Source organism: Micromonospora sp. DT201, assembly GCF_049841575.1.
In the GTDB taxonomy this organism is placed as follows: Bacteria; Actinomycetota; Actinomycetes; order Mycobacteriales; family Micromonosporaceae; genus Micromonospora.
This window is the reverse complement of the sequence record NZ_JBNCKP010000001.1, coordinates 521,056-543,188: the sequence shown is the minus strand read 5'-3', so window position 1 is coordinate 543,188 and position 22,133 is coordinate 521,056. Positions and strand designations below refer to the sequence as shown.

Sequence of the window (22,133 nt, the reverse complement as noted above, 5' to 3'; positions counted from 1 at the left end):
CGTCGAAAGGTTGCAAAGATCAACGCTCGTTCAGGTGAGCGTGCGGATCGACCGTAGCTCGGGTGTCCCGGAACCGACGACCACGAGTAACGGACCGCGACGATGGTAAGGCGCGAAGATGAACAAAAGACTGCCCCGGCATTGCCGGGGCAGTCTTTTGTTGCGGATCGAATCAGGCCGTCAGGCCTTCATCAGCTCCTCGGCCTTGGCCTCCAGGTCCTCGAGACCGCCGCACATGAAGAACGCCTGCTCGGGGAAGTGATCGTACTCACCCTCGCTGATCTTCCGGAACGCCTCGATGGTCTCCTTGATCGGAACCGTCGAGCCCGGTACGCCGGTGAACTGCTCCGCGGCGTAGGTGTTCTGCGACAGGAAGCGCTCGATCCGCCGGGCCCGGGCCACGGTGATCTTGTCTTCCTCGGAGAGCTCCTCGATACCGAGGATGGCGATGATGTCCTGCAGGTCCTTGTAGCGCTGCAGGATCCGCTTCACCTCGGTCGCGACCTGGAAGTGCTCCTGACCGACGAACTCCGGGGCGAGGATCCGGGACGAGGACGCCAGCGGGTCCACGGCCGGGTAGATGCCCTTGTCGGAGATCGACCGCTCCAGGTTGGTGGTCGCGTCCAGGTGGGCGAACGTGGTGGCCGGGGCGGGGTCGGTGTAGTCGTCCGCCGGCACGTAGATCGCCTGCATGGACGTGATGGCCTGGCCCCGGACGGAGGTGATCCGCTCCTGGAGCTCGCCCATCTCGTCAGCCAGGGTCGGCTGGTAACCCACGGCGCTCGGCATACGGCCAAGCAGGGTGGACACCTCCGAACCGGCCTGGGTGAAGCGGAAGATGTTGTCGATGAAGAGCAGCACCTCCTGCTTCTTCACGTCGCGGAAGTACTCCGCCATGGTCAGCGCGGAGAGCGCCACCCGCAGCCGGGTGCCCGGCGGCTCGTCCATCTGGCCGTAGACCAGCGCGGTCTTGTCGATGACGCCGGACTCGGTCATCTCGGCGATGAGGTCGTTGCCCTCACGGGTGCGCTCACCCACGCCGGCGAAGACCGAGGTACCGCCGAAGTTGCGGGCCACACGAGTGATCATCTCCTGGATGAGCACCGTCTTGCCGACGCCCGCGCCGCCGAACAGGCCGATCTTGCCGCCCTTGACGTACGGGGCGAGCAGGTCGATCACCTTGATGCCGGTCTCCAGCATCTCGGTCTTCGGCTCCAGGTCGGCGAATGCCGGGGCCTTGCGGTGGATGCCCCACCGGTCGTCGGCCTCGAACGTCTCGCCCTCCTTGAGGTTGAGCACCTCGCCGATCGCGTTGAAGACGTGGCCCTTGACCGCGTCGCCCACCGGCACGCTGATCGGCTCGCCAAGGTCGCGCACCGTCGCGCCGCGAACCAGACCGTCGGTCGGCTGCATCGAGATGGCGCGGACCAGGTTGTCACCCAGGTGCTGGGCGACCTCCAGGGTCAGCGTCTTCTCGCCGCCGGACAGGTTCACCTTGACATTCAGGGCGTTGAACAGGGCCGGCATGGCGTCGCGCGGGAACTCGGCGTCGACGACCGGGCCGATGACCCGGACCACGCGACCCGTGGCCGTCTTGGTCTCTACTGGTGCAGTCATCACACTTCACTTCCCGACGCGGCAAGCGCGTTGGCGCCGCCGACGATCTCGCTGATCTCCTGGGTGATCCCGGCCTGCCGGGCCGAGTTCATCTCACGCGTGTACTTCTCGATCATCTCTTCGGCGTTGTCGGTGGCGCTCTTCATCGCCCGCCGACGTGCCGCCGACTCACTCGCCGCCGACTCGATCAACGCCGCGTAGATCCGCGTGTTGATGTACCTCGGAAGGAGCGCGTCGAGCAGCGCCTCCGCCTCCGGCTCGAACTCGTACGCCGGCAGCAACCCCTCGGAGCGCGGCCGGTCCTCCACCTGCATCGGACCGATCACCTTGGTGACCGGGTTCTGCGTCATCAGCGAGTGGAACTCGGTGTAGACGATGTGCAACTCGTCGACGCCGAGCACCCCGTCGGCTCCGGCGTTGCCGTCGGTGTCGTCCGCACCGGCCGTGAACGCCTTGATCAGCGTCTCACCAACGGTACGGGCGTCCTCGAACGACGGCTGCTCGCTGAAGCCGGTCCAGTTCGCCTCCATCGGCCGGTTGCGGAACCGGTAGAACCCGACGCCCTTACGCCCGATCACGTAGAGCACCGGCTCCTTGCCGTCCGCCTTGAGCCGCGCGATCAGCGACTCCGCCATCCTGATCGCGTTGGAGCTGTAGCCGCCGGCCAGACCGCGGTCACTGGTGACCAACAGGATGCCCGCCCGCCGCACCCGCTCGCGCGGGGTGAGCAGCGGGTGGTCGATCCGCGCGTTGGACGCCAGCGCCGTGAGCACACCGGTGATGGCCTGGGCGTACGGCAGGGACGCCTGCACCCGGGCCTGAGCCTTGGCGATCCGGCTCGTCGCCACGAGCTCCATCGCCTTGGTGATCTTCTTCATCGACTTCGCCGAGCGGATCCGTTGACGAAGAACGCGTACCTGGGCGGCCATGAGATCAGCTCTCGGCCGGGCGGTCGGTCGCGCTGTCGCGGAAGCGGGTCACCGTCTCGCGGTTCTCGTCACCCTCCAGCGGCTGGGCCGGGGCGTCGTTGACCCGACGCTCGTCGGCCTTGCCGAGGAAGACCTGCTTGAACTCGGTGATCGCGGCGTCCAGGGAGCCGATGATGTCGTCGCCCCACTGGTTGTCGGCGATCCCAGCCAGCACGCCCTGGTGCTTGTGCCGCAGGTACTGGAGGAACTCCGCCTCGAAGCGACGAACATCGCCGACCGGGATGTCGTCCAGCTTGCCCTCGACACCGGCCCAGACGGAGACGACCTCCTCCTGCACCGGGTACGGCGAGTAGTTCGGCTGCTTGAGCAGCTCCACCAGGCGGGAACCGCGGTTCAGCTGGTTCTGGGAGGCCCGGTCCAGGTCGGAGGCGAAGGCGGCGAACGCCTCCAGCTCGCGGTACTGCGCGAGGTTGAGCCGCAGCGAACCGGCGACCTTCCGCATCGGCTTCACCTGCGCGGCGCCACCGACCCGGGAGACCGAGGTGCCGACGTTGATCGCCGGACGGACGCCCTGGTTGAACAGGTCCGTCTCCAGGAAGATCTGGCCGTCGGTGATCGAGATGACGTTGGTCGGGATGAAGGCCGAGATGTCGTTGGCCTTCGTCTCGATGATCGGCAGACCGGTCATCGAGCCGCCACCCAGCTCGTCGGAGAGCTTCGCGCAACGCTCCAGCAGGCGGGAGTGCAGGTAGAAGACGTCACCCGGGTACGCCTCACGGCCCGGCGGGCGACGCAGCAGCAGCGACACGGCCCGGTACGCCTCGGCCTGCTTGCTCAGGTCGTCGAAGACGATCAGGACGTGCTTGCCGCCGTACATCCAGTGCTGCCCGATGGACGAGCCGGTGTACGGGGCCAGGTACTTGAAGCCAGCCGGGTCGGACGCCGGGGAGGCGACGATGGTGGTGTACTCCATCGCGCCGGCCTCTTCCAGCTGCCCCTTGATCGAGGCGATCGTGGAGGCCTTCTGGCCGATGGCGACGTAGATGCAGCGAACCTGCTTCTTCGGGTCGCCGGTGCGCCAGTTGTCCCGCTGGTTGAGGATCGCGTCCAGGGCGACAGTGGTCTTACCGGTCTTACGGTCACCGATGATCAGCTGCCGCTGACCCCGACCGATCGGCGTCATCGCGTCGATGGCCTTGATGCCGGTCTGCAGCGGCTCGAACACCGACTGGCGGGACATCACGTTCGGAGCCTGCAGCTCCAGCTCGCGGAAGCCCTCGTTGGCGATGTCACCGAGCCCGTCGATCGGCTGGCCGAGCGCGTCGACCACGCGGCCGAGGAAGGCGTCGCCGACCGGAACGGAGAGAACCCGCTCGGTGCGCTTGACGCGCTGCCCCTCCTCCAGCTTGGCGGAGTCACCGAGAACGACGACACCGATCTCCCGGACGTCGAGGTTCAACGCCACGCCGAGCGTGCCGTCCTCGAACTCCAGGAGCTCGTTGGTCATGGTCGAGGGCAGGCCCTCGACGTGGGCGATACCGTCGCCGGTGTCGGCGACGGTGCCGACCTCCTCGCGGGAGACGTCGGACGAGTAGGAAGAGACGTAGCGCTCCAGGGCGCCGCGGATCTCCTCCGTCGAGATGGTCAGCTCGGCCATCCTCTGCTTCCTTAAAATTCAGGGGCCCGGGATACCTAGTACCGACCGGTCCGAATGGCGTCTGTCAATCCGGGCGCTGCACGGCAGGACCGCCGCAACGCTGGGCGGCGGGAGCCGCTCAGCCGTTGGACGGCGAAGCCGATCAGCGCTTCGCGAGCGCGTTGCGGGTCTCGTTGAGGCGGCGCAGGATGGTGCCGTCGTACAGGTCGGAGCCGACCCGCACGCTCACGCCACCTAGGACGTGGGGGTCGACCGTCTGCTTGACGGAGACCTCTCGACCGTATATCGCGGTGAGGCTCGCACCCAGCCGGCGCTCGTCGGAGTCACTCAACGGGGCCGCGACCGTCACGTACGCCACCTGCCGGTCGCGTCGTTCGGCGGCGAGTTCCACCAGCCGGGTGAGCGCACCGGTGAAGGAGCGCCCTCCGAAGCCGCCGAGTGCGACCTCGACGAGGCGGACGGTGACCGGACGGGCCTTGTCGGCGAGCAGCTCGCGGGCCAGGGTGGCCCGCTGCTCGACCGGGGCGACCGGGTCGGCCAGCGTGTTGCTCAGCGCCGACTGACCGGCTACGACCTGACCGAAGCGGAACAGCTCGTCCTCGACCTCGCCCAGCTCGCCGGCCTTGTCGGCACTGGCCAGCAGGGCCTCCACGCCGAGGCGCTCGGCACCGTCGAGCAACTCCGACGGTGCCGACCAACGGCCGGAGACCAGCGAGACGAGCAGGTCGAGCGCGTCGGCGCCGATCCGCCCACCCAGCATGTCGCCGAGCAGAGCGCCGCGATCCGCACCGGAACGAGCCGGCTCGGACAGCGCGCGGCGCAGCCGCGGCTCCCGCCGCAGCAGGGTCGCCACGGAGAGGATGGCGTCGGCGGTGGAGGCCACCGCCGACGGCTCCGCGCCGCGGACGTACGCGTCGAGGCGCTCGGCCGCGATCTTGTACGACTCCCGGCTGGCGGCCTGCATCAGCGGGCCCCCGTGCTCTCAAGATCGCTCAGGAACCGGTCGACGGTGCCCTTACGGCGCGCCTCGTCGGCCAGCGACTCGCCAACGATCTTGCTGGCCAGGTCCACCGCGATGGTGCCGACCTCGGCGCGCAGCTCGCGCACGATGGTGGCCCGCTCGGCGGTGAGTGCGTCCTTGCCGGCCTGGATGACCCGGTCGGACTCTTCCCGTGCCTTGGCGAGGATGTCCTGCCGGATGCCCTCGGCGTCGGCCCGCGCGTCGTCACGGATCTTGGCGGCGTCGGTCCGGGCCTCAGCGAGCTGGGCACGGTACTGCTCGAGCAGCTGGTTGGCCTCGGCTTGGGCGGCCTCGGCGCGCTTGATGCCGCCCTCGATCGCGTCGACCCGAGCCTGGAACGTCTGCTCCATGCGGGGGAAGACGAACTTCATCAGCACGTAGCAGAGAACGGCGAAGGCGATGCTGCCGACCACGATCTCCTGCCAGGGCGGGATGATCGGGTTGTGCGGCTCACCACCCTCAGCGGCGAGGAACAACATGGGTGACCTCCCGGTCGACGAGCGGGATTAGAGCTGGCCCTGCCAGATGAAGCCGAAGGCGATGCCCAGCAGCGCCAGCGCCTCGATGACGGCGAAGCCGATCCAGACGTACGGCAGGGTCATCCGCGACGACTCCGGCTGACGGGCGGTCGACTGGATGTAGGCGGCGAAGACCAGGCCAACGCCGATGCCCGGGCCGATGGCCGCGAGGCCGTAGCCGATGGCGGCGGTGCTGCCAACGACACCTTCTGCGGCGGCGAGAACGCTAGCGTCCATTGGTGTGGTTCCTCCTGGGTATCACGCGTGACTCTCACGCGGGACGACAACGGTTGGTGCGGTGAATCAGTGCTCTTCGGCGAGCGCGCCCTGCACGTAACTGGCGGTGAGGACGGTGAAGACGTATGCCTGCAGGCAGATCACCAGGAACTCGAGGAAGGTGAGGGCGATGGTCATCACCCAGGAGAGCACCGAGACCGGCGCCAGCCAGGCAGTGGAGCTCAGCATGGCGAAGCCGCCGAGCGTGAAGACCAGCAGGAGCATGTGGCCGGCGAACATGTTCGCGAAGAGACGAACCGCGAGCGAGAACGGCCGGACGAGGAAGGTCGAGAAGAGCTCGATCGGGATCAGCAGCGGCAGGATGAACCAGGGTGCCGGCGGGACCAGCGAGTTCTTGAAGTACTTAACGAAGCCGTGCTTCTTGATGCCGATGTAGTTGAACAGCACGTAGCTGATGATCGCGAGGATCGCCGGGAAGGCGATGTGCGAGTTCGGCGAGATCTGGAAGAACGGGATGATCGCGAACGCGTTCGTCATCAGCACGAAGCAGAACAGCGTCGTGAAGTAGGGCGCGAAGCGCACGCCCTGGTGACCGATCATGTCGACCGCGATGTTGTTCCGCACGAAGCCGTAGATCGACTCGGCGAGCCACTGCTTCTTGGTCGGCACCAGCTGCGGCTTCCGGTACGTCGCCAGGAAGAAGATGATCAGGACGCCGACCGCGACCCAGACCATCGCCGTGATCTTGGTGAACCAGTACGAGTCGTGCGCACCCCAGGGCAGGATGCTGGGCAGGTAGAAGTCCTCCACGCTGGGTGGAAATGCCGCCTGGCCCGCTGCCAGAACGTTCGCCTGTCCGAACACCGCGTCCCTTCCTAAGTAGGCGTGCCGAGTCGGCGGACGACCAGGATGATCCCCCCGGCCATACCGAGCACGACGCCGATCCCGGTGGCGACGCCGCCGGTGTCGAGCCACTGGTCAACAAGCCAACCGATGAAACCCCACACCAACATGCCTCCGATGAGGTAGCTGAGCGCGGTCCAACCCTGACCGGCGCCGGACGGATAGTCGTCCGGTTCACCGGCGGGACGGGGGGTTTGGTCACCAGCCATGACGGGGCGAACGATATCAGCCGGGGAGACGAGGCTGTGCCTCACCCCCCGCACAACCGTCGTTGTGTGGGCTTCTCGTGGGCGCCGTCGTCTGTGGGCACGGTACTCCCCTTCCGCCCGTCGGAAAATGACCGGAGGCCGACACGTTGCCGCGCGTCCGATAGTTGGGACGACCGGCCGATCGGCAGGTCAGCTGCGCGACCGACGAGCGTGCACCGTGGTCAGCCACCAGATGTGCACCGCAGTCCACACTGCCACCCCGGCGACGATGCCGAGGCAGAGCGGGATCAACCCGGGCCAGCCGGTCGACGCCACCGCCACCAGCACGCCACCCAGCAGGCTGAACTTCAGCACGTACAGGCCCAGGCCGAGCGGCAGCAGCAACTGCGGATTGACCTGGTCGGCCCGGGCCAGCACCACCGTGGTCAGCGTGTAGCTGAGCACCGTGACGCCCACGCCGGCCGCCGCGCCGAGCGCGGCCGTCGCGCCGCCGGTCACCCCGCCCACCACTGCGGCCACTGCGGCCAACGCCGCCGACGCCGCCAGCAACACCGGCAGGTGCCGCAACCGCCAACGCCGGTCGGCGCCGGACTCGACCACCCCGGGCTCAGCCACGGGGGTACGCCGGAAACGCCGCGACCAGCTCAGCCACCTCGGCACCGACCCGGGTCAGCTCGTCGGCGCCGCCCGGTGCCCCGGGATCGGTGCGCACCGCGCGAGCGATCAGCGTGGCCACCTGCCGCAGCTCCCCCTCCCGCATGCCCTGGGTGGTGACGCTCGGGGTGCCCACCCGGAGACCGGAGGCCACCATCGGCGGCTGCGGGTCGTACGGAATGGCGTTCTTGTTCAGGGTGATCGACGCGGCCTCGCAGCGGCGTTCGGCCTCGGCGCCGGTCACCCCCAACTCCCGCAGGTCGATCAGGGCAAGGTGGGTGTCGGTGCCACCGGACACTGGGCGCATCTCCTCATCGGCCAGCCCGGCGGCGAGCGCCTGCGCGTTGCTGACCACCTGCCTGGCGTACGTCTGGAACTCGGGCTGGGCGGCCTCGCGCAGCGCGACCGCCTTGGCCGCGACCGCGTGCATCAGCGGGCCGCCCTGGGTGAACGGGAAGACCGCCTTGTCGATCCGCTGGGCCAGCGACTCGCGGCAGAGGATCATGCCGCCGCGGGGGCCGCGCAGCACCTTGTGGGTGGTGGCGCAGACGACGTCGGCGTACGGCACCGGGGACGGGATCGCCCGGCCTGCGACCAGGCCGATGAAGTGCGCCGCGTCCACCATCAGGTACGCGCCGACCTCATCGGCGATCTCCCGGAACCGCGCGAAGTCGATCAGACGGGGGTACGCGGTGGCGCCACAAATGATCAGCTTCGGTCGGTGTGCCCGAGCCAGGTCCCGTACCTCGTCGTAGTCGATCAGCTCGTTGTCCGGGCGGACCGGGTAACCGACCGGGTGGAACCACTTGCCGGAGAAGTTCACCCGGCTGCCGTGGGTGAGGTGACCACCGTGCGGCAGGTCCATCGCCAGCACCGTGTCTCCCGGCTGCACCAGCGCGGCGTACGCGGCCAGGTTGGCGCTTGCCCCGGAGTGCGGCTGGAGGTTGGCGTGCTCGGCGCCGAAGAGCTCCTTGGCCCGGGCGATGCCGATCTCCTCGGCCCGGTCCACCTCGGCGCAGCCGCCGTAGTAGCGCCGGCCCGGGTAGCCCTCGGCGTACTTGTTGGTAAGCGTCGAACCGAGCGCGGCCAGGACCGCCGGCGAGGTCAGATTCTCACTGGCGATGAGCTGCAGGCCGCCCCGCAACCGGTCCAGCTCGCCCAGGACCACCCCGGCGATTTCCGGGTCGGTGGCCCTGAGCTGCGCGAAATCCGGCCCCCAGAAGGTGCTCGTCTCGGTCTCCACAGCGAACGAGTCTAGGGGGCCGCAGACTGAGACCTGTGAGATGCCTCGTCACCGGAGCCACCGGATACATCGGCGGGCGGCTGACGCCGCTGCTGCTCGCCGAGGGTCACACCGTGCGCTGCCTGGCCCGCAAGGCGGTGCGGCTGCGCGACGTGCCCTGGGCCTCGGCGGCCGAGATCGTCGAGGGCGATCTGAGCCGGCCGGAGACGTTGCCCGCCGCGTTCGCCGACGTGGACGTCGCCTACTTCCTGGTGCACTCGCTGGGCCGGCCCGACTTCGAGGCGGCCGACCGGGCGGCGGCGACGAACTTCGCGGAGGCGGCCCGCGCTGCCGGCGTACGCCGAATCGTCTACCTGGGCGGGCCGCTGCCGGCGACCGACGCCGTCCCCTCGCCGCACCTGCGCTCCCGGGCCGAGGTAGGCCGGATCCTGCTGGGCAGCGAAGTGCCCACGGCAGTGCTCCGCGCCGCGGTGATCATCGGCTCCGGCTCGGCGTCGTTCGAGATGCTGCGGTACCTGACCGAGCGACTGCCCGCCATGATCACGCCGCGCTGGGTGCGCAACCGGATCCAGCCGATCGCGGTCCGCGACGTGCTGAACTACCTGGTCGGCTGCACCACGCTGCCGGCGGAGGTCAACCGGGGCTTCGACATCGGCGGGCCGGACGTGCTCACGTTCCGCGAGATGATGCAGCGCTACGCCCGGGTGGCCGGGCTGCGCCCGCGGATCATCGTGCCGGTCCGGGCGCTCACCCCGTCGCTCTCCTCGCACTGGGTCGGCCTGATCACCCCGGTGCCCAACGCCATCGCCCGCCCGCTGGTGGAGAGCCTGATCCAGGAGGCGGTCGCGGACGAACACGACATCGCCCGGTACGTGCCCGACCCTGCCGGCGGGCTGACCGGCTTCGACGACGCGGTGGCGCTGGCGCTGGCAAAGGTGCGCGACGCCCAGGTGGAGACCCGCTGGTCGACCGCGAGCGGCCCGGACGCACCCGCCGAGCCACTGCCCAGCGACCCCGACTGGTCCGGCGGTACCGCCTACACCGACGTCCGCGAGCGGGCGGTGGACGCCTCACCCGCAGCGCTCTGGCGGGTCATCGAGGGCATCGGCGGCGAACACGGCTGGTACTCGTTCCCCCTCGCCTGGTCGATCCGCGGCTGGCTGGACCGGCTGGTCGGCGGGGTCGGGCTGCGCCGGGGTCGACGCGACCCGCATCGCCTACAGGTCGGTGAGGCACTGGACTTCTGGCGAGTCGAGGAGATCATCCCGGGCGAGTTGCTGCGACTGCGCGCCGAGATGCGGCTGCCCGGCCGGGCCTGGCTGGAGATGCGGGTGCTGCCGGGCGACGGCGGCCGCAGCCGCTACCAGCAACGCGCGGTGTTCCTGCCTCGCGGGCTGAGCGGGCACGCCTACTGGGGTTCGGTGGCCCCCTTCCACGCGGTGGTCTTCGGCGGAATGGCCCGCAACATCGCCCGCAACGCCGAACAAACCCCCTAACCCCAACCCCGCTCCCCCAACCCCGCCCCCGCCCCCCAACCCCCGCGATCTTGCACTTTGTGTCGCCGTTCTGAGGCCTAAGCACCTTTTGCCAAGACAGAAAGTGCAAGATCGGCGGGGTGGGGGTGGGGCCGGGGGGTGGGGTGGGGCGGGGCGGGGTGGGGGTGGGGGTGGGGTGGGGGTGGGGGTGGGGGTGGGGTGGGGCGGGGCGGGGTGGGTGGGTGGTTAGTTGCCGGTGCGGGCTTCGGTTTGCTGGAAGGCTGTTCGTTCGCTTGGCGGGACGAAGTCGCGTATCGGTTGGTCGCGCAGGGCTACGGCGAGCACCTCGCCGACCGCGTCCACCATTCGGGCCTGCACCGCCTGACCGACCGCGTCGCGGGGATTGTCCGGGTTCGCCGCCATCGAGGCGACCGCGAGCTGCGGCGTGTATGCCACCACCGTCTCCGTCTCGTACCGCTCCGAACTGCCGGTCTTGCCCGCCACGGGCCGGCCGAGCTTCGCCCGCAGGCCCGCTGCGGTGGCACCGTCGCATCGCCCGTACATCGACTGGTCCCCGACCGGACAGCGGGCCGCGTCGGTGGCCGCCCGCGCCACGTCGGCGTCGAGCGCCTGACGGCAGTCCGGCTTGGCGGCGTCGACCGGCCGCCCGCCCGCATCGGTGATCGAGACCACCGGCAGCGGCGCGCACCTGGTCCCCTCGGCCGCCACCGTGGCGTACGCGGTGGCCAGGTCGAGCGGCGTGGTCGCCGCCACGCCCAGGGTGAACGGACCCCAGTTCTGCGCACCATAACGGGCCAGCCGGGCGTCGGATTCGGCCCGCAGCACGATGCCGAGCCGCTCAGCCATCTCCACCACCCGGTCGGCACCGACCTTCTCGGTGAGCCAGGCGAAGTACGTGTTCACCGACCGGCCGAACGCGCTCCACATGGTGCGGGGGCCATCCATCGACGACGGGCTGGAGTTTGCCGGGCACCAGTGACCGTCGCAGCTCGCCTCCCCGGTAACCGGGAAGCGGGTGAGCAGCTGGGTGGGGGCCACGAACTCGGTCGACAGCGGCAGACCGGCCTCCAGCGCGGCCAGCATGGTGAAGAGCTTGAACGTCGAACCGCCCTGGTACCCCTCGATCGCACCGCCGCCGGCGATCAACTGGTTGACCGTGTTCGGATGGTTCCTCTGCCCGACCGGGTTGTCCTCCACGCTGTAGTTGCGATTGACCGACATTGCCAGCACCCGCCCGGTGCCCGGTTGCACCACCACGGTCGGCAGCGCCTCGGCTTTCGTCGGCTGATAGATCTTCAGGATCTGCTCGGTGGTGGTCTGCTGCACCCTCGGGTCGAGCGACGACACGATGGAGAAACCGCCCCGGCGCAGCGTGCGTTGCCGCTCGTCGGCGGTCGCCCCGAACGCGGACTGGCTGCTCCACCACCGGGTGAACCAGTCGCAGAAGAAGCCCCAGTCGTTGTGCGTTTCGGGCACCGCCGTGCAGTCGTTCGGGGTTTCGCTGGGCTGCAGCTGCAAGGGTTCGGCCCGCGCCACCGCCGCCGCGTCCGCCGGCACCTGCCCCGACTCCACCAGCCGCTCCAACACGTACGACCGCCGGAGCAGTGCGCTGTCGGCGTCGCCGTTGATCGGGTCGTCACTGTCCGGTGAGCGGACCAGGCCGGCCAGCAGCGCCGCCTGGGCCAGGGTCAGCTCGGCCGGGGCTCGGGAGAAGTAGCGCTTACTGGCCGCCGCGATGCCGTACGCCCCGGCACCGAAGTAGGCGATGTTGAGGTAGCGGGTGAGGATTTCCTCCTTGTCGAGTTCGCGCTCCAACGCGAGCGCGTACCGCATTTCCTGGAGTTTGCGGGCGGTGGTGACCTCGGTGGCAGCCACGCGTTGTGCCTCGGTCAGCCGGGGGTCGCTGCTGAGCACGTTACGGACGTACTGCATGGTCAGCGTGGAGGCACCCTGCCGGGTCTGGCCGTCGCGCTTGTTCACGGTGAACGCGCGCACCACGCCCCGCAGGTCCACCCCACTGTGCTGGTAGAACCGGACATCCTCGGCTGCCACGATCGCCTGGCGCATCACCGGGGCCACCTCGTCCAGCGGCACGTCCACCCGGTCCTCCTGGTAGAAGGAGGTGATCAGGGTGGTGCCGTCGTTGGCGTAGAGGTTGGAGCGCTGGGCTGTCGGCGGCGTGCGGAGCGTGTTCGGCAACTCCGAGTACGGCGTGGACAGGGCGCTGAAGCCGATCCCGAAGACCAGGGCCACCGGCAGGGCGGCTGCGGCCAGCACCAACCCGGCCAGCACTCCGGCGATCACCACGGTCAGCAGTTTGTCGAGTTGGGCCCGGATCATCAGCTCTCCCCGCAGGAGCCGGTCACGCTAGGACCCGTTCAGAATGACCCGGAACGCCCCTTTCGCCCCGGGTTTTCCCCAAACCCGGAGGAAACTCGCACCGTGCTCAGGGCAGCAGCGCGCCGGCCAGCGGGTGCACCGTCTCCTCGATCTCGTCGGCGACCCGGCTGAAGCACTGGTCACCGCGACCCCACGGGTCGTCCAGATCATCGGTCGGCAGCGCCGAGACGCCCAACCGGGCCTCGTGAGCCGCCGCCACCAGGGCCACGCCCCGGGCGTACACGGCCTCCGGGGTCGCGTCACCCGGCGGCAACGCGGCGGCGTCCACCGCGGCCAGCAGCCGGCCGAACTCACCCAACACGAACGTGCGCGCCGCCGCGTCCGGCCGCAGCGCCACCACGTACTCCTGCTGATCGGCGGTGGCGGTCAGGACCAGGTCGGCCGCGTCGATGTGGTCCGAGCGCAGCTTGCGCGCGGCGAACCCCTCGACGTCCCCACCACGACCGACGACCTGCCGCGCAGCCGGCGGGTTCATCTCCTCACCCGCGTGCCAACCACCCGTGCCGGCACTGTGACTGTGCACCAACTCGTCGGCCCCGGCCGGATCCTGCGCACGCCGCGTCAATCGCTCCCGCACCGCGAGGGCGAGCAGCCGCTCCGCCATCGGCGAGCGGCAGATGTTGCCCATGCAGACGTGCAGGACCGTGAACGGCGGCACTCAGACCCCCCGACCGTCGACGAGATCCGGCACCACGTCACGCAGTTTCTCCAGCGGGATCGCCCCAGCCCGCAGCAACTGCGGCACCTCACCGGTCAGATCCACGATCGTGCTGGGCACCGGGTCCGGACAGGGCCCGGCCTCCAGGTACGCCCGCACCGAGTAGCTGAGCTGGTCACGCGCCTCCTCGGCGGTCACCGCAGCGGGCTGGCCGGTCTTGTTGGCCGACGAGACCGCCATCGGACCGGTCTCGCGCAGCACCTCCAGCGCCACCGGATGCAGCGGCATCCGCACCGCCACCGTGCCCGTCTTGTCACCCAGGTCCCATTGCAGGCTCGGCGAGTGCTCGACCACGATCGTCAGCGCACCCGGCCAGAACGCCTCCACCAGGTCCCGGGCGGCCGTGGGCAGCGAGAAGACCAACCCGTCCAGGGTGTGTCGTGACCCGATCAGCACCGGTGGTGGCATCTGCCGACCCCGGCCCTTCGCGTCCAGCAGCGCCTTGACCGCGTACGGGGTGAACGCGTCCGCGCCGATCCCATACACGGTGTCCGTCGGAAGGACGACCAGCTCGCCGTTCTTGACCGCCTCGATTGCCGCAGCGATGCCGCGGTCCCGGTCGGCGGGCGACCGGCAGTCGTAGAGCATCACGAGGAGTCAGTCTGCCACGCCGCCCCGATCGGAGCGTGCTGGCCGTCCGCCCGTCGGGACGCGGTGGCATAGCGAGGGCGTCCGGTGAGGTCCAGGTGCTCTGTGACAGCGGTGAAGCCACCGTCCTCGGCGAGCAGCCCGGGCACCGCCGCACCATGGGTGTCGTCGTGCTCGACCCCGAAGACGCCACCCGGGCGCAGCAGCACTGCCGCCCTGGTGACGACCGGCCGGATCACCGCCAGTCCGTCCGCGCCGCCGAAGACCGCCTCCACCGGGTCGTGCCCGGCCACTTCCGGCGGGACCACCACAGCGTCCGGCACGTACGGCGGGTTGCAGAGCAGCACGTCCACCGAGCCCACCAGGTCCGCCAGCAGGTCCGGCGCTGTCACGTCGGCCTCGACCACCTCGATGGGCCGGTCCCCCGCCCCGGCCCGCTCCGCCGCGTTGCGCCGCAACCAGGCCAGCGCCTCCGGGGACCGCTCCACCGCGATCACCCGCGCCCCCGGCAGCTCCTGAGCCACCGCCAGCGCGATCGCGCCCGAGCCGCTGCACAGGTCGACCACCACCGGGTCGGGCCTGCCCCGGGCCTGCTCGACGCCCCAGCCGGCCAGCAGCTCAGTCTCCGGGCGGGGCACGAAGACACCCGGGCCGACCAACAGCTCAAGGTGCCGGAACCCAGCCCGACCGGTCAGGTGCTGCAACGGCTCACGTGCCACACGACGGCTTGTCAGGCCGTCGAGCCGCGCCAACTGCTCGCCGGTGAGGTCGTCGGCGAGCGCCAGCCGACCCCGTGGCACCCCCAGCACGTACGCGGCCAGCACCTCGGCCTCCACCCGGGCCGAGACGACCCCGGCGGCGGCGAGCGCACGGGCCGCTCGGGCCACCGCGGCGGACGGACGGACGGGGCCTGTCCCTTCGGGGGGGTGTTGCGGCAGAGTGGTCACGCGATAATCATGATGCGTCGCGGGCAGCGCGACTAACGAGTGCGCTGCGGCGCGCACGACAGGAGGTTGGCGGGTGGGCTGGCTCGACCGGGTCGATGACCAGGTTGATGCCCTGACGCACGCCCGTGCGTTGCAGGAGGCCAGCCGTTCGGCGGAGTCGTACGTCCTGCTGGAACGTGTGATCCGCACCACGACCGACCCGGCGGCCCGAGCAGACGCGCTCGTGCAGCGCCTCTCCGCGCTGATCAATCTCGGTCGGACCGCAGAGCTCACCCGGGCCATCGAAGAGGCGTCGGCGGCGGTCCGCGACCTCGCCGAGCCATACCTGCACGGGCACCTCAACGCACTGGCCGCGCTCGCCGCGCACCACCAGGGCGCACTGGACCGCTGCGTCACGCACCTCGTCAGAGCTGCCCGGGCGCTGGGCGCCGTCGAGGACCCGGACCGGGACACCGCCTGGGGCTGGCACGACCTGGCAATGGCCTACAGCTACCTCAGCTTCCATGGGTACGCCCTGGGCGCCATCGAGCGGGCCCGGCAACTCGGGCTCACCGCCGGGATCCCCGAGGAGACGTTCGCGGCACCGGGCATCCGGCTGCGCAATGCCGTGGCACTGGACCACAACGGTGACAGCGACGGCTGCCTGCGGGTGCTCCGGGACGTGGCCGCCGACCTGGCCCGCTTCGTACGCACCGGGCGGGCCGGCCGGCTACGCCCGAGCAGCCTCGCCGCGTACGGCTACGCGGCGGCCCGACAGGCCGCGCTCGGCGATCAGGTGGAGACCGACAGGGACACCGAACCGGCCCGCCTGATCAGCCACGGTGGGGACAGCGCCCGCGCCCGCGACTTGCGTCAGCTCGGGCAGGTGTGTCTCGCCGTCGCCGGCGGGCGGCCGATCGAGGCGGTCACCCGGTTGGACACCGTCCGCGTGTCCACCGAGACGCTCGGGGCGGCCGAGCCCGCCCGGCTGCGCAGCATCGCGCTGGCCCGTGCCGGTGACCACGCGGGGGCGCACCGGGCCGACCGGCTGGCGTTCCGGCTCGCGGCCCAGCGCAACGACCGACTGCGGGACGTCTACATCGACGGCATCGCCGCCCGTATCGACCACGAGGAGATGCGCCGCGAGGCGGCGCGGTTCGAGGGCGAGGCCCTGACCGACCCGCTCACCGGGCTGCCCAACCGGCGCCGGCTGGAGCGCTACATCAGCGCCGTGGTCACGCGTGGCGACCGGGTGGTGATCGGTGTCTGCGACCTGGACGGCTTCAAGGCGGTCAACACCCGGCACGGGCACCACTCCGGAGACCTGGTGCTCCAACGCATCGCCGGGGTGATCAACCGGGTGATGCGCCGCGGTGACTTCGTGGCCCGCTACGGCGGTGACGAGTTCGTGGTGGTGCTGCCGGAAACCGGCATGTCCGAGGCCGCCGAGGTGGCCCGCCGGATCGAGGCCGCAGTCCGACTGGAGGATTGGGAGTCGCTGGTGCCCGGGACCCCTGTCGGGGTGAGCATCGGCTTCGCGGAGGTCTCCGGCGGCGCCGGGCTGCGCGACGCGCTCAGCGTCGCCTTCGAGCAGGCCGACCGGGAGATGCTCCGCGCCAAGTCCCGCCCCCGCGCAAGCTGACCGCCCGCGCCCCCGCAGCGTCGGTTCGGCTGGCCCTACCGTATCGCCGTCAGCGGCGGGTGAGCTCGGTGTCGCCGGCGAGCCGGGCCGCGCGGTCGGCCTCGGTGAGGGCGTCCAGCACCCCGTCCAACTCGCCGGCGAGCGCCAGGTCCAGGTTGTACGCGGTGTAGCCGATCCGGTGGTCGGTGATCCGGTTCTGCGGGAAGTTGTAGGTGCGGATCCGCTCCGAGCGATCCACCGTGCGCACCTGCGCCTTCCGGGCGTCCGAGGCGGCGGCGTCAGCCTGCTCCTGCGCGGCGGCGAGCAGCCGGGCGCGCAGGATCCGCATCGCCTGCTCCCGGTTCTGCAATTGGGACTTCTCGTTCTGGCAGGAAACGACGATGCCGGTCGGCAGGTGGGTGATCCGCACCGCCGAGTCGGTGGTGTTCACCGACTGGCCACCCGGCCCGGACGAGCGGAACACGTCGATGCGCAGGTCGTTCTGGTCGATCGTGACGTCGACGTCCTCGGCCTCGGGCAGCACCAGCACCCCGGCGGCGCTGGTGTGGATCCTGCCCTGCGACTCGGTGACCGGGACGCGCTGCACCCGGTGCACGCCGCCCTCCCACTTGAGTCGCGACCAGACGCCGTTGCCGCCCTCCGGCACACCCTTGGTCTTGATCGACAGCGAGACGTCCTTGACCCCACCGAGGTCGGAATCCTGGGCGTCGATCACCTCGGTGACCCAGCCGTGCCGCTCGGCGTACCTGCTGTACATCCGCAGCAGGTCACCGGCGAAGAGCGCCGATTCCTCGCCACCCTCACCGGCCTTGATCTCGACGATCACGTCCTTCGCGTCGTGCGGGTCGCGCGGGATGAGCAGCTCGGCGAGGCGCTCCTCCAGCACCGGCACGGACACGGCGATGGACTCTGCCTCGGCCGCGAACGACGGGTCCTCGGCGGCCAGCTCACGAGCCGCAGCCAGGTCGGCGCGAGCCTGCTCCAGTTCGTCGGCGGCCTTGTGCAGGGGCACCAGCTCGGCGTAGCGACGACCGACCCTGCGCGCAGTGGCCTGGTCGGCGTGGATGGCCGGATCGGCCAGCCGCTTCTCCAGCTCCGCGTACTCGTCGAGGAGGCCGGCCAGACGCTCGCTGCTCATGCTGCGGATGCTCCTTCGACGGTGCGGCACCGGCCGACCGCAAAGCAGGAGGCCGGACGAAAACGGGGCGGAACGCGGACGGCGCCCGCGTCCGGTGGAAAACCGGACGCGGGCGCCGAACGAGGAGTTACTTGGCCTTCTTGGCCTGAACCTTGGCGTACTTCTGCTGGAACTTCGCGACCCGGCCGGCGGTGTCGAGAACGCGCTGCTTACCGGTGTAGAACGGGTGGCAGGCGCTGCAGGTCTCGACGTGGATCGCCCCGCCCTTGGCGGTGCTGCGGGTCGTGAACGTGTTGCCACAGGAGCAGCTGACCTCGGTGGTCACGTACTCCGGGTGGATGTTTGCCTTCATCTCGCCTCGGTCCTCTCGTTGGTGGTCGCCGGGTCGCCGTCATCGCTCGTCGCGCCGTACACGACGGGCTCGGGCGTGAACCGGAACCGGTGGCCGATTGACCAGTGTGCCATGGGCCTGAGCCGACCCGGTAATCGGGCCACACACCTCGTCCGGCATCGTCAACACGTGCCTCCCCGTCCGCATTCCCGCCGCCCGGCGGGGCATTCGCCCACCCGCCGGACCGCCGCCGTGGCCCGCCGGTGATCGCGGCGGTCCGGGCGATGCACGCCCCCTTCTGACACTCAGCGGGTGAGGGCGATGGTGGCGTCGGCGCGAATGTTGTTGACGGTGACGGTGAGGCGTACGGGGGCACCGGGGCGTAGCGCGGTCAGCGTGCCGGTTTCCGGGTCGAAGCGGGCGGTGTGCCACGGGCGCACACCGGCGGCCGAGCCGATGTGCACCCCCGGCGAGGCGGACCAGTCGGCGCTCACCGGTGCGGCCACCGGGACCGTACGCCCGCCCGGCTGGGTCAGCGTGGCGGTCACCGACGCCGGGGTGCCGACCGCGACGCTGGCCGGGGCGGTCAACGCGAGCCCGTCGGTGTGCGCGTGGAACTCCGCGTCCACCCAGCGTGGCCCCTCGGCGAGCGGGTCACGCCGGGCCCGGTCGGCCTCCGCTGGCGTGACCGGGTCCACGCCGAACTCCGTCCAGCCGGTGAAGCCGCCCTGGTCGGCCGGGGTGGACGGCGTCTTGCCGGCGTTGCCGTTGATCACGAAGGGCACCCCGTCCACCCGATCGGCGTGGAAGGTCCCGACGTGCCCGCCCACGAACAGCGCGCCTTTGCCCGTGCGGTGCTGGAAATCGGCCAACCACTGCTCCAGCAACGCCGCTTCCTTGCGGTCGCCGAGCTGGCTGGCCTGCGCCGGGCTGGGGTCGCGCGCCGGGTGGTGGTGCAGGACGACGACCGAGCCGACACGAGGGTCGGTGGCCGCTGCGTCCAGCGTCTCGCGCAGCATCCGCACCTGGTCGAAGCCGCCGCCGCGTAGCGTCCCGGTAGACGAGTTCAGGGTGACGAACCGGGTGCCCTCGTGGTCGAAGACCCGGGAGGTGGCGCCGAAGGCGGCTTCGAAGTTACTGATGGGGGCGCCCATGATCTCGTGGTTGCCGGGGACGTAGTACCAGGGCAGCGCGTCGCCCAACTCCTCGTCGAGGATCCGCCGGGCCAGCGCGAAGTCGGCCGGGTAAGCGGTGTCCACGAAGTCGCCGTTGATCAGGAGGAAGTCCGGGCGGGCCGCCTTCACCTCGCGCAGCGTCCGCCGAGCCTGGGCGACCAGGTCGCTGTCCGGATCGGCGGCGACGAACTGGGCGTCGGAGAGCACCGCGAACCGCCAGGGCGCGCCGTCGACAGTGCCGTCGCGGACCACCACCCGATCGGTACGCGGGGCCACCGGCGGCACGTCCACCGTCGGCGGCACCTTCGCCACCAGGTCGTCGATGATCACCTCGCTGGTGTACTGCGCGGCAGCGTTCGTCTCGGCCACGTAGAACCGGCGCACCCGCACCGGGTACTGCACCCCGGCTGGCACCTCGAACTCCACGTACCGCCAGCCGGTCCAGGTGATCAGCGGGCCGCGGAGCACGTGCTGGGTGTCCTGCGCGTCGTGCAGGTGCAGGCTGGGCCACTCGCCGGTGCCGTTGCCGTGGATCCACATGCCGAACGCCTGCGGCTGGCCGGGCACCTCGATCCAGGCGGGCGGATCGGCGTACGCGGCCCTCGTACCGGTGGATTGGCTGAAGTCGTACGACATTCGTAGGCCGGTGCCGGTGTGCCCCGGCGCCGGCGCGACCGACCCGCTGGCCCGGGCCTGGCTGAACCGCCAGGACGCGGCGTCCTCGAAGCCGGCCACCGGCACGTCGGTCAGCCCGACGGTGACCGGGATGACGGTGCTGGTGCGTCCGACACGGACCGTCACCAGGGCGGAGCCGGTGTCGCGCAGCGAGGTGACGGCGAGGTTGCCGTCCTGGGTCGGGGTGATCCGCAGCAGGTTCCGGTCGTAGTCGAGGGTCAGGTCGGCCGGCTCGATCGGCGCGGTGTTGCCTTCGGCGTCGTACCCGACCACGCCGACCAGGGCGTCGCCGTCCAGGCCGGTCAGACCGACCCGCGGCACGGAGGAACCGATCCGGGCCAGCGGACCGAGCACGGTGAGACCCAGCGAGCCGGTTGCCCGCCCACGTGACGCGGTGACCGTGCTGGCCCCCGGTGCGCCGGCACGGAACACCCCGTCCCGGTCGACGCGACCACGTACCGCCGGGGTCGCCCGCCAGGTGGGCGACCCGGCAGCCGGGCCGTACGTCTCGTCGTAGCCGGCGGCGGTGAGTACGCGGGTCAGCCCGGGGAAGACGCGGTCGGGTCGGCCACCGCGGACCGGTGAGACACCGGGAGCGGCGGTGGGGTCGCTGGTCGTCTCGAGCCAGTAGCCGGTAAGCCGACCGCTGCCCTTCGGCGCGTAGATGGCCAGGCCGTTGGGCACGGCCCGTTCGCTGCCGTCGGAGGGGCCGTTCTCCACCTGCACGGCCGGCGCGCCCGGTTCTCGGGCCAGCAGCGTGGACGAGCCACCACCGTCCAGGTTGAGCGCGTGGTGGGCACCCAGTTCGGCCATCATCCGGCCCATCTCGGTCTGTGTCACGCCGCGGCTGTCGGCCTGGCGGCCGTCCACGGTCAGCATGATCATTTTGCGACCGTCGGCGCTGAAGCCGACGGCGGTGCGCGGAGCCAGCGTCGGGTCCGCGATGCTCTGGACGACGCCGTCGCGGACCAGTACGTTGCCGCCCCCGACCGCCGCGTGCACGGTGCTGCCGTCGGAGGGCTTCGGTTGCCAGGCCACCGTCACCGGATCACCGGCGCGCAACTTTGCCAGCGCGTCCGCACCGGCGTCGCGGCCGAGCAGCACGGTGCTGCCGGCGACGATCGGGCCGCTGCCGGCCACGTCCGTCACCGCGGCCACCCGGCCGCCGGTCACGGTGACCTCGACCACCCGGGCCGCGCCCTCCACCGCCCGCTGACGGGAGTACGTCCCCCAGAGCTCGGTGAACGCGCCGACGCCGTCGGCCTGCACCAGGTTGTTGAACTGGGTAAGCGTCACCGGCCCGGTGGGCAGGGTGGCGCTGCCGTCGAAGTTCACCTCGATCACCCGACCGAGACCGTTCGCGGTGACCGCCACGGCGTTGCGGTGACCGCCGACAGCGGACTGGATCAGCTCGCCGTCGCGGATGCCGACACCCTGAGCGGCGCCGGAGCTGTTGATGTCAAAGAAGTCTCCGTTGACCGCGGCGACGGCGCGCGAGGCGTCCACCGAGTTGCGCAGCGGTTCCGCCCGGCTCACCGCCCCGGAGTTGACGTAGTCGACGGTGGACCCACCGGCGAGGTCGGTGGTGAGCGCGTCGGCCCGCAGCCAGCCATCGGCGTCGTACCGGTCGAAGGAGGTGAGCTGGACGCCTGGCGCGACCGGCCGTGTGGCCTTCGTGGTGTCCAGGCCGCCGGCCGGCTCGAGACCGCCGGCGGTGGCCGCGGCAGTCGCGGTGGCCGCGGCAGTCGCGGTGGCCGCGGCAGTCGCGGTGGCCGGGTCGGCAGCCAGACTGACCGCGCCGGTCGGCCGCGACGACGCAGCTGGCGCGTCCTCGGCGATGGTGGGCGAGGCCACGGACGGTGCGGTGATGGTGGGCGGCGCCGGCGGTGCGGCAGTGGCCGGCGGCGACAGGGCCAGGGCGAGCAGCGGCATCAGCAGCAGGACGCCGGTGCGGCGGGCGGATCGTCTGCGGGTACGCATGGACGACAGTCAACCCGGCGATGAATAGAAGTTTCAATACCTGCCGACTAAACCGAAGGAAAATTCCACCAACTCG

General features: G+C 70.7%; 19 protein-coding genes. 2 read left to right on the top strand and 17 right to left on the bottom strand.

The features are described from left to right. Nucleotides 1–180 precede the first annotated feature (180 nt). The 10 genes from atpD to glyA form a co-directional block, all read right to left on the bottom strand. Nucleotides 181–1,617: a F0F1 ATP synthase subunit beta gene (gene atpD / locus ACLQ28_RS02650; protein WP_425684566.1), complete on the bottom strand. Its 1,437-nt coding sequence runs from the start codon at nucleotides 1,615–1,617 to the stop codon at nucleotides 181–183. After that, nucleotides 1,617–2,546 carry a F0F1 ATP synthase subunit gamma gene (locus ACLQ28_RS02645; protein WP_425684565.1) on the bottom strand — a complete coding sequence of 310 codons (930 nt, stop codon included), beginning with the start codon at nucleotides 2,544–2,546 and terminating at the stop codon, nucleotides 1,617–1,619. The genes atpD and ACLQ28_RS02645 overlap by 1 nt, the downstream gene beginning before the upstream one ends. Before the next feature lie 4 nt (nucleotides 2,547–2,550). Next, a complete protein-coding gene (atpA, locus tag ACLQ28_RS02640; protein ID WP_425684564.1) occupies nucleotides 2,551–4,203 on the bottom strand; it encodes a F0F1 ATP synthase subunit alpha in 1,653 nt (550 codons plus the stop codon). Nucleotides 4,204–4,345: 142 nt separating this feature from the next. Continuing rightward, a complete protein-coding gene (locus tag ACLQ28_RS02635; protein WP_425684563.1) occupies nucleotides 4,346–5,167 on the bottom strand; it encodes a F0F1 ATP synthase subunit delta in 822 nt (273 codons plus the stop codon). Continuing rightward, nucleotides 5,167–5,703, bottom strand: a complete 537-nt coding sequence (locus ACLQ28_RS02630) for a F0F1 ATP synthase subunit B (protein ID WP_425684562.1) — start codon at nucleotides 5,701–5,703, stop codon at nucleotides 5,167–5,169. Before ACLQ28_RS02630 ends, ACLQ28_RS02635 begins: the two co-directional genes overlap by 1 nt. 27 nt (nucleotides 5,704–5,730) lie before the next feature. Next, entirely contained in the window at nucleotides 5,731–5,979 is a 249-nt protein-coding gene (locus ACLQ28_RS02625; RefSeq protein ID WP_393138350.1) for a F0F1 ATP synthase subunit C, read from the bottom strand. A gap of 66 nt (nucleotides 5,980–6,045) precedes the next feature. Then, nucleotides 6,046–6,843: a F0F1 ATP synthase subunit A gene (gene atpB, locus ACLQ28_RS02620; RefSeq protein WP_425684561.1), complete on the bottom strand. Its 798-nt coding sequence runs from the start codon at nucleotides 6,841–6,843 to the stop codon at nucleotides 6,046–6,048. An 11-nt stretch (nucleotides 6,844–6,854) separates the two neighbouring features. Next, complete coding sequence (locus ACLQ28_RS02615) at nucleotides 6,855–7,091, bottom strand: AtpZ/AtpI family protein (protein WP_088991414.1); 237 nt, start codon at nucleotides 7,089–7,091, stop codon at nucleotides 6,855–6,857. Between the two features lie 189 nt (nucleotides 7,092–7,280). Continuing rightward, a complete protein-coding gene (locus tag ACLQ28_RS02610) occupies nucleotides 7,281–7,706 on the bottom strand; it encodes a hypothetical protein (RefSeq protein WP_425684560.1) in 426 nt (141 codons plus the stop codon). Next, nucleotides 7,699–8,988: a serine hydroxymethyltransferase gene (gene glyA, locus ACLQ28_RS02605; protein ID WP_425684559.1), complete on the bottom strand. Its 1,290-nt coding sequence runs from the start codon at nucleotides 8,986–8,988 to the stop codon at nucleotides 7,699–7,701. The genes ACLQ28_RS02610 and glyA overlap by 8 nt, the downstream gene beginning before the upstream one ends. A gap of 35 nt (nucleotides 8,989–9,023) precedes the next feature. On the opposite strand from glyA, the gene ACLQ28_RS02600 reads away from it, so the two are divergent. Next, a complete protein-coding gene (locus ACLQ28_RS02600; RefSeq protein ID WP_425684558.1) occupies nucleotides 9,024–10,484 on the top strand; it encodes an SDR family oxidoreductase in 1,461 nt (486 codons plus the stop codon). A gap of 225 nt (nucleotides 10,485–10,709) precedes the next feature. Here ACLQ28_RS02600 and ACLQ28_RS02595 read toward each other — a convergent pair whose 3' ends face one another. From ACLQ28_RS02595 to prmC, 4 genes are all read right to left on the bottom strand, one after another. Further along, nucleotides 10,710–12,824 carry a transglycosylase domain-containing protein gene (locus tag ACLQ28_RS02595; RefSeq protein ID WP_425684557.1) on the bottom strand — a complete coding sequence of 705 codons (2,115 nt, stop codon included), beginning with the start codon at nucleotides 12,822–12,824 and terminating at the stop codon, nucleotides 10,710–10,712. Between the two features lie 106 nt (nucleotides 12,825–12,930). After that, a complete protein-coding gene (locus ACLQ28_RS02590; RefSeq protein WP_425684556.1) occupies nucleotides 12,931–13,542 on the bottom strand; it encodes a phosphotyrosine protein phosphatase in 612 nt (203 codons plus the stop codon). Further along, nucleotides 13,543–14,190, bottom strand: coding sequence for an L-threonylcarbamoyladenylate synthase (locus tag ACLQ28_RS02585; protein ID WP_204945979.1), 648 nt, complete (start codon nucleotides 14,188–14,190; stop codon nucleotides 13,543–13,545). Then, the gene (gene prmC / locus ACLQ28_RS02580) at nucleotides 14,190–15,137 is read right to left on the bottom strand and encodes a peptide chain release factor N(5)-glutamine methyltransferase (RefSeq protein ID WP_425684555.1); all 948 of its coding nucleotides are present in this window, start codon (nucleotides 15,135–15,137) and stop codon (nucleotides 14,190–14,192) included. The genes ACLQ28_RS02585 and prmC overlap by 1 nt, the downstream gene beginning before the upstream one ends. Nucleotides 15,138–15,210: 73 nt before the next feature. Here prmC and ACLQ28_RS02575 point away from each other — a divergent pair, with 73 nt between their 5' ends. After that, the gene (locus ACLQ28_RS02575) at nucleotides 15,211–16,758 is read left to right on the top strand and encodes a diguanylate cyclase domain-containing protein (RefSeq protein WP_425684554.1); all 1,548 of its coding nucleotides are present in this window, start codon (nucleotides 15,211–15,213) and stop codon (nucleotides 16,756–16,758) included. Between the two features lie 49 nt (nucleotides 16,759–16,807). Here ACLQ28_RS02575 and prfA read toward each other — a convergent pair whose 3' ends face one another. The 3 genes from prfA to ACLQ28_RS02560 all read right to left on the bottom strand — a co-directional run bounded on the left by prfA (nucleotide 16,808) and on the right by ACLQ28_RS02560 (nucleotide 22,057). After that, nucleotides 16,808–17,896, bottom strand: a complete 1,089-nt coding sequence (gene prfA / locus ACLQ28_RS02570; protein WP_425684553.1) for a peptide chain release factor 1 — start codon at nucleotides 17,894–17,896, stop codon at nucleotides 16,808–16,810. Between the two features lie 127 nt (nucleotides 17,897–18,023). Continuing rightward, nucleotides 18,024–18,248 carry a 50S ribosomal protein L31 gene (gene rpmE, locus ACLQ28_RS02565; protein ID WP_007464546.1) on the bottom strand — a complete coding sequence of 75 codons (225 nt, stop codon included), beginning with the start codon at nucleotides 18,246–18,248 and terminating at the stop codon, nucleotides 18,024–18,026. A gap of 284 nt (nucleotides 18,249–18,532) precedes the next feature. Then, nucleotides 18,533–22,057 (bottom strand): phosphodiester glycosidase family protein, encoded by a 3,525-nt coding sequence (locus ACLQ28_RS02560; RefSeq protein WP_425684552.1) that lies wholly within the window; start codon nucleotides 22,055–22,057, stop codon nucleotides 18,533–18,535. Between the last annotated feature and the right edge of the window lie 76 nt (nucleotides 22,058–22,133).